This window comes from Azospirillum sp. B4 (assembly GCF_000333275.1).
In the GTDB taxonomy this organism is placed as follows: Bacteria; Pseudomonadota; Alphaproteobacteria; order Azospirillales; family Azospirillaceae; genus Nitrospirillum.
In genome coordinates this window covers 1-7,340 of sequence record NZ_BACU01000426.1, presented here as the reverse complement: position 1 = coordinate 7,340, position 7,340 = coordinate 1, and the positions used below count along the sequence as shown (strand labels likewise).

9 protein-coding genes are annotated in these 7,340 nt (G+C 67.3%); 5 read left to right on the top strand and 4 right to left on the bottom strand.

Translation table 11 applies throughout. The annotated features are described in order from the left end of the window. A partial coding sequence (locus I55_RS18875; protein ID WP_148293833.1) for a patatin-like phospholipase family protein occupies window positions 1-668 on the bottom strand: 668 nt, incomplete at its 3' end. Between the two features lie 304 nt (window positions 669-972). Here I55_RS18875 and I55_RS18870 point away from each other — a divergent pair. Together I55_RS18870 and I55_RS18865 are read left to right on the top strand one after the other, a co-directional pair. Continuing rightward, a complete protein-coding gene (locus I55_RS18870; protein WP_044562128.1) occupies window positions 973-1,164 on the top strand; it encodes a DUF4169 family protein in 192 nt (63 codons plus the stop codon). Between the two features lie 546 nt (window positions 1,165-1,710). Then, a complete protein-coding gene (locus I55_RS18865) occupies window positions 1,711-2,160 on the top strand; it encodes an RICIN domain-containing protein (RefSeq protein ID WP_044562127.1) in 450 nt (149 codons plus the stop codon). A gap of 91 nt (window positions 2,161-2,251) precedes the next feature. Here I55_RS18865 and I55_RS18860 read toward each other — a convergent pair whose 3' ends face one another. From I55_RS18860 to I55_RS18850, 3 genes are all read right to left on the bottom strand, one after another. After that, on the bottom strand, window positions 2,252-3,331 hold the full coding sequence (locus I55_RS18860) for a 5-(carboxyamino)imidazole ribonucleotide synthase (protein WP_044562126.1): 1,080 nt from the start codon (window positions 3,329-3,331) through the stop codon (window positions 2,252-2,254). Next, window positions 3,328-3,792 (bottom strand): 5-(carboxyamino)imidazole ribonucleotide mutase, encoded by a 465-nt coding sequence (purE, locus tag I55_RS18855; RefSeq protein ID WP_044562130.1) that lies wholly within the window; start codon window positions 3,790-3,792, stop codon window positions 3,328-3,330. The genes I55_RS18860 and purE overlap by 4 nt, the downstream gene beginning before the upstream one ends. 164 nt (window positions 3,793-3,956) lie before the next feature. Beyond that, on the bottom strand, window positions 3,957-4,157 hold the full coding sequence (locus I55_RS18850; RefSeq protein ID WP_044562125.1) for a YdcH family protein: 201 nt from the start codon (window positions 4,155-4,157) through the stop codon (window positions 3,957-3,959). Between the two features lie 163 nt (window positions 4,158-4,320). Here I55_RS18850 and I55_RS18845 point away from each other — a divergent pair, with 163 nt between their 5' ends. From I55_RS18845 to I55_RS18835, 3 genes are all read left to right on the top strand, one after another. Next, window positions 4,321-5,415, top strand: a complete 1,095-nt coding sequence (locus I55_RS18845; RefSeq protein ID WP_044562124.1) for an ATP-dependent 6-phosphofructokinase — start codon at window positions 4,321-4,323, stop codon at window positions 5,413-5,415. Beyond that, on the top strand, window positions 5,408-5,896 hold the full coding sequence (locus I55_RS18840; protein WP_199902644.1) for a TIGR02444 family protein: 489 nt from the start codon (window positions 5,408-5,410) through the stop codon (window positions 5,894-5,896). Before I55_RS18845 ends, I55_RS18840 begins: the two co-directional genes overlap by 8 nt. 177 nt (window positions 5,897-6,073) lie before the next feature. Then, window positions 6,074-7,309, top strand: coding sequence for a M13 family metallopeptidase N-terminal domain-containing protein (locus I55_RS18835; protein WP_049974268.1), 1,236 nt, complete (start codon window positions 6,074-6,076; stop codon window positions 7,307-7,309). Window positions 7,310-7,340: the final 31 nt, after the last annotated feature.

Sequence of the window (7,340 nt, the reverse complement as noted above, 5' to 3'; positions counted from 1 at the left end):
ATTTCCCGCCTGGACAGGATGGGCACGCAGGCCGAGGCCAGCAGCGCCTCCATGGACAGGTCCCGGCCCTTGAACACCCGCAACTGGCCCCGGTTGACGTTGGTGGCGCTGACAAACAGGCGCACGGTGTCGGACCGGCGCAGCACGTCGAAATCGACCAGCCCGTCCAGCACGTCCCGCATGGGATTCAGGCCCAGCGGATTGAACTGATAGGGCGACATCAGCCGGACCATCAGGTCCAGGCCGGCATAGACCGGGGAATGGTCCAGGTTGCGGCGGGCACCGCCGCCCGTCATCCAGTCCAGCCAGGTTGGTTGCAAGGGTCCGGCGGCGGAGCTTTTGGCCATGCGCCGCCACAGCCGGTGCAGAAGGTCGCGGGCGGCCTCCGGCCCGCCGGTCAGCAGGCCATAGGCCAGCAGGGCGCCGTTTACGGCGCCGGCGCTGGTGCCGCTGATGCCTTCCACGTCCAGGCGCCCGTCCTCCAGCAGGCGGTCGAGCACGCCCCAGGTGAAGGCGCCGTGCGACCCACCACCCTGCAGGGCCAGGTTGACGGTGCGCCGCGCCGGCGCCGTCTCAACCGGGGCCCCAGTGGATTGGGACACCGTGGGTTGGGACACCGGTGTCGTCCGCCGCCGCCGCTTGGCCACACCGCCCGCTGAACCGTCCATCCCGCCTTGGTCCTTGAAGAAAAGCGACCCGCGCACTCAAGGCGAAACACAGAATTCGCCGGCACACGAGGCCATCATGGTTAACAACTTCGCTGGGCCTTATGGATAAATGCCGCCCAATCCGCACGACATTTCATACTCCGTCACGAGCGGTGGAACAAACCCGTCTTGAACAATGCTGGTCCTGGGTTAAGGTTAGGTTAGTGACTTGGGACGCAAAGGGCATCCAGGCCCCCCGTGAGGGCGGCGCCAGCCTCGCCATCCTTCAGGCGTTCCCGAGCATCATGACGAGGGAAAGACGGCCGTGGGCGACGTAGTCAACCTGAACCGGTTCCGTAAGCAGAAGGCCAAGGAGGAGCGGGCGGCCAAGGCGGCCGAGAACCGCATCGTCCACGGCCGCACCAAGGCGGAACGCACGGCGGAGCAACAGCGTCAGGACAGCCAGGCGGCAGACCTGGACGGCAAAAGGTTGGAGCCAGCCGATCAGGACGACTGAGCCGATCATCTGCCAACACATCTTATGATGCGGGGTTCAGATGGCGACACCTGAACCGCTCACACTCCAATTTCCCTGAACGACAGACGTGGTTCGGTGGTTTTTTCGTGGCTGGCGCACCTGTCCACGCAAAGATCCGCGGCGCCCCCTCGGCGGAATGCGCGTCCGTTTAGAGCGGTGCGCATTCGAGCTGAAACGCGCTCTGCTGCTCCATAGCCACAGCCCCTTGATCGATGGCCGGAGCACGCTCCGCGCGCCAAGCCATCCGCAGGCCTTTCGGGCATCTCCACCCCCCTCCAGCTTTCTTGACTTGGGCTTGATGCGGGCAAACCGCTGCGCGCCCTGCACATTGAAAGAAGGCACTGGGTTCTACCTAAGATATTTCAAAAATATTAAACACATACCATTAGGTTAATACCAGCGCACGCGGGACAATTTATCGGTGTGGCGTATAGTGCGCACAACCTTAAAATTGCACCAGCGATAGAAGTGCAGCTTTAAGGCAAGCAGGGCATCCCGCTTTGCTAACCCGGAGAGGAAGCAACCATGCCGCAAGGAATCATTGTCCTGGCCGTCGCCCCCAACTTTTGCTTGGCAGCGTCTGGAACCTCCATCAACAGTCCCCTGGTCCTGGGGGAGCGCAACGTGACGCCGAACGCGCAAATCCTGTGGGATTATAATGCTTTCAGCCGCCAATTGACGCTGGTGCGGACTGGCTCGCACCCGCTGGTGGCCACCGCGCCGAACTGCGGCGCCAACACGAAGGTCGTGCTTAACGAAGTCAGCTCAAGCAATCCTCTGCAGCAGTGGGAGCTCCTGCTGGCGGCCGGGGGCACGACCATCGATTGTGTCGGCTGCCCCGGCCAGTGTCTCGACGTCGAGGCTGCCGTCTACAAGGCCGGCACCCCGATCATTCTCTACCCACGCCATAGCGGCAACAACCAGATATGGAATTTCCTGTCGGTCACCCAGGCCGAAGTCGAAGCGGCCTTCTGATTTTCTCATCTCGATCAGGGATATCGTCCCTGCCGGCAGGCGGGCGGGGTGGCCCGGCCACCCCGCCTCGCCTCGCCTCCGGTCCATAGGATCAGCGCGGGCGGTTCACATGCCCCATCTTGCGCCCTGGACGGGCGGACGCCTTGCCGTAGAGGTGCAGGCGGGCGCCCGGTTCGGCCAGCAGGGCGGGCCACTGGTTAATGTCGTCGCCGATCAGGTTCTTCATCATGCAGGGCGCCAGGATGTCGGTGGCGCCCAGCGGCAGGCCGCAGACGGCCCGCACCAGCTGTTCGAACTGGCTGGTGGCGCAGAAGTCCATGGTCCAGTGGCCGGAGTTGTGGGGGCGCGGCGCCACCTCGTTCACGAGCACCCGGCCATCCGGCGTCACGAACATCTCCACCGCCAGCAGGCCCACCACCTCCAGCGCCTGGGTCAGGGCCTGGGCGATACGGGCCGCCTCCGCCGCCACCGCCGGGGTGACGGCCGCCGGCACCAGCGTCTCATCCAGGATGCCCTTGGCGTGGCGATTCTCCACCACCGGGAAGGCGGCCATGACACCGTCGGCCCGCCGGGCGACGATGACCGACACCTCGCAGGCGAAGGTGACGAAGCCTTCCAGCACCGCACCGGTGGTGCCCAGCTCCGCCCAGGCGGCGGCCAGGTCGGTGTCGGCGTTCAGCCGCACCTGGCCCTTGCCGTCATAGCCCATGCGGGTGGACTTCAGGATGGCCGGCGTTCCCAGCTCCGCCACGGCGGCACGCAAGGACTGCACGTCGGATACGGCGCGAAAGGGGGCGGTGCCGATGCCCAGGCTGTTGGCGAAGGTCTTTTCCGCCAGTCGGTCCTGGGCCACGGCCAGGACGCCGGATCCGGGGAAGGTGGGGACGCGGGCGGCCAGGAAGTCGATGGTGGCTGTCGGGATGTTCTCCCACTCCAGCGTCACCACGTCGACGGCCTGGGCGAAGGCCTCAAGGGCCGCCCAGTCGTCGAAGTCGGCCCGGGTTTCCACCGCCGCCACCTGGGCGCACGGGCTGTCCCCGTCCGGACCGAAGACATGGGTGCGGTAGCCCAGGTTGGCGGCGGCCAGCGCGGTCATGCGACCCAACTGGCCGTTGCCCAGCATACCGATGGTGGCGCCCGGCGCCACGACCTTGAAAGCGGCGGTGGTCATGCCTCGTCCTGGGGTTCCAGGGCCACGCGGTCGGTCTGGGCGGCGCGCCAGGCGTCAAGGGCATCGGCCAGGCGCTGGTCGTTCAGCGCCAGCACGGCGGCGGCCAGCAGGGCGGCGTTGATGGCGCCAGCCTTGCCGATGGCCAGGGTGCCCACCGGAATGCCGCCCGGCATCTGGGCGATGGACAGCAGGCTGTCCATGCCCTTCAGCGCGTGGCTTTCCACCGGCACGCCGAACACGGGCAGCGGGGTCATGGCGGCCGCCATGCCCGGCAGGTGGGCGGCCCCGCCGGCACCGGCGACGATGACCTTCAGGCCACGGCCGCGGGCGGTGGTGGCGTAATCGACCAGACGATGGGGGGTGCGGTGGGCGGAGACGATGCGCGTCTCGAACGGGACGCCCAATTCCTCAAGCACGGCGGCACCGTGGCGCATGGTGGCCCAGTCGGACTGGCTGCCCATGATGATGCCGACCAGCGGCGCGCTTTCAGGCTTCTGGCTCACCGGTGATCCTCCCCCCGGGATGAAAGAAGCGCCGGATTATAGGAAGGGCCGCGACCTTCGCAAGTGCCGCCACCGCATGCCGGCCACGCCCCGGCGGGGGCCGCGCCGGCTAGCGGATGACATCAAGCGATGATGTCGGGCAGCAACTGGCTTTCCAGGCGGGCGATCAAGTCCTTAAGCAGCAGCTTGCGCTTCTTCAGACGCTGAATCTGCAGCTGATCCACCGGAAACTGCCCCGTCAGGCGGGTGATGATGTCATCGAGGTCACGATGCTCCACCCGAAGCGTCGACAGCTTCTCCTTCAGGGTGTGTTGTTCAGTCATCCGTGCCTTTTAGCGTTCACTGGTCTCGATCACCGGGCGATCTATACCAGAAATCCGGCGGCAGGGGTGCTGCCTTTCGGCATGTCTTTCGGCGATTGCGGGCAGGTCCGGTTTTCCTCAAACTCAGGTCTCGACCACAATGTCGGTTAACGGGAAACAGGGCATGAGCAACGGCAAGCGTATCGGCATCCTGACCAGCGGCGGCGACTGCGCCGGCCTGAACGCCGTCATCCGCGCCGTGGTCCACCGCGCCGTCACCACCTACAGCTGGCAGGTGCTGGGCATCGAGGAAGGGACCCATGGCCTGCTGGATCGGCCGGTCCGCCACCGGGTGCTGCTGCCCAACATGGTGGACGGCAATGTCCTGCGCCAGGGTGGCACCGTGCTGGGCACCACCAACAAGGGCGACCCCTTCGCCTATCCCATGCCCGACGGCGCCCGGAAGGACCGGTCGCAGGAGATCATCAACGGCTGCAAGGAGCTGGGCCTGGACGCCCTGATCGGCATCGGCGGCGATGGCAGCCTGGCCATCCTCCGCCGTCTGGCGCAGGAGGGCGGGCTGAACCTGGTGGGCATCCCCAAGACCATCGACAACGACCTGGGCCTGACCGAGGTTTCGGTGGGCTACGACACCGCCGTGGCGGTGGCGACGGAGGCGCTGGACCGCCTGCAGCCCACCGCCGCCAGCCATGCCCGCGTCATGGTGCTGGAGGTCATGGGCCGCGACGCCGGCCACATCGCGCTGGCGGCCGGCATCGCCGGCGGCGCCGACGTCATCCTGCTGCCGGAGATTCCCTGGACGGTGGAGGGCGTGGCCAACCGTATCCGCCAGATCCGCGCCCACGGCCGCAATTTCGCCCTGGTGGTGGTGTCGGAGGCGGCCACCATGCCCGGCGGCGGCAAGGCCAAGCAGGAGTTCACCGACGGGCAAAAGCGCTACGGCGGCATCGGCAGCTATATCGGCCATCTGATCGCCGAGGCGACCGGGGCGGAAACCCGCGTCACCGTCCTGGGCCATGTGCAGCGCGGCGGATCCCCCAACCCCCGCGACCGGCTGATCGCGTCGGCCTTCGGCGTGCACGCCGTGGACCTGATCGCGCAAGGGCGGTACGATCGCATGGTGGCCTGGTCCAACCGCCAGGTGATCGACGTGCCCATAGCCGACGCCATCAAAGCCTATGCCGCGGTGGAGGTGGACGGCACCCTGGTGCGCACCGCCCGGGGCCTGGGCATCTATGTCGGCGAGCCCGTTGGCTGAGCCCCCCGCCCCCGCCACCGCCACCGCCACCGCCGGCTTATGGCCCTACGCCCTGGAGACCTACGCCCGGCCGGGCGTGGCGGATCTGTGCCTGGAGGCACAGGATGCCCATGACGCCGACGTTCCCCCGCTGCTGTGGGGCGCCTGGGCCGCGGCGCGGGGACGGATGCTGTCGGATGGGGACCTCGCCGCCGCCGCCGCGCTGGCCGACCGCTGGCGCGGCCCCGTCATCATTCCCCTGCGCCAGGCCCGCCGCGCCCTGAAGGCCCTGGCCGCCGATGCGCCCGACGTGGCGTCCCTGCGCCAGGCGGTGAAGGCGGCGGAGCTGGAGGCCGAACGGCTGTACATGGCGGCGCTGGAGGACCTGGCCCGGGATTGGCCGTCGCCGTCCGCCCCGCTGGCGGCGCGCGACAATCTGGCGCGGCTGCTGCCGCCCGGCGCAGCCCTGGTTACAGAGCGGTTACATAAGGCGCTTTCCTGACGCCGCGCGGCCTATGGTACTGTCGCGACCATCAAATCATTTCGCCTGGAATGAAATTTTCAGGAGCCAATGGTTTTGACCCCGGGGGTGGCCCGGGCCGGGTGTCCGTGGGCAGCGGCGCCGGCCGGAAAGGAAGCCATCGGGGCGCCCAACGACAACAACAGATGATGGTCATCCATGTCCGGGGTACGCAGCCTTACCACATCGGCCGCACTGGCCGCCCTGATCGCCGCCGGCCTGGCCGGCTGCCAATCCACCGACACCGGCAAGGCCCCGGCCCCGCCGCCGGCGCCGCCCGCCAAGCCCGCCGCGATCAGCACACCCGCCGCCCCCGGCCTGCCGGTGGTGGATGACGGGATCAGCCCGTGCGAGAACTTCTTCCTGCACGCCTGCAGCGTCTGGAACAAGGCGAACCCCATTCCGGCCGACCAGCCGCGCTGGGGCAGCTTCAACAAGCTGGCCGACGACAACCTGGCCCTGTTGCATGACGAGCTGGAGAAACTGGCGGCCCATCCGACGCCCGAGAGCCAACGGGTCGGCGATTTCTACGCCGCCTGCATGGATGAGAAGGGCATCGAGGCGCGCGGCCTGGCGCCGCTGCGGCCCTGGCTGGACCGCATCAACGGCCTGAAGGGCAAGAAGGGCCTGAGCAAACTGCTGATCGACCTGCACATGGCCGGCGTCAACGCCTTCCACCGCGTGGGCCAGCAGCAGGACTACAAGGACGCGACCCAGGTCATCGCCGGCGTCTACCAGGGTGGTCTGGGCCTGCCCGACAAGCCCTACTATTTCCGTGACGACGACAAGTCCAAGCAGCAGCGCGCGGCCTACGTCGCCCACATCCAGAAGATGATGGAGCTGGCGGGGCAGAAGGACGCCGCCGCCAGGGCGCAGACCGTCATGCGCGTTGAAACGCAGCTGGCCGACGCCTCCATGGACCGCACCACCATGCGGGAACCAGAGAACCGCTACCACCTGAAGACCTTCGCCGAGTTGCAGGCCCTGGACCCGGCGATCAACTGGACCGCCTACATCCATGGCGCCGGCCTGAAGCCGCCCGCCACGCTGAACGTCAGCAACCCGGATTTCATGAAGCGGGAAAGCGCGCTGATCCACAGCCTGAGCCTGGACGACATCAAGACCTACCTGACCTGGCGCACGCTCAGCGCCTACGCCGACTGGCTGCCCGACGCCTTCGTGCAGGAGAACTTCAACTTCTATGAGCGCACCATGCGGGGTGCGAAGGAAATGAAGCCGCGGTGGAAGCGCTGCGTGTCCGCCACCGACAACGCGCTGGGTGAGGACCTGGGCAAATACTTCGTCGCCCGCGCCTTCGGGCCGGAGAAGAAGGCCCGCATGCTGCAGATGGTGGCGGACATCCGCAGATCGCTGGATGAAACCTTCCCACGCTGACATGGATGAGCAAGGAGACCCAGGCCAAGGC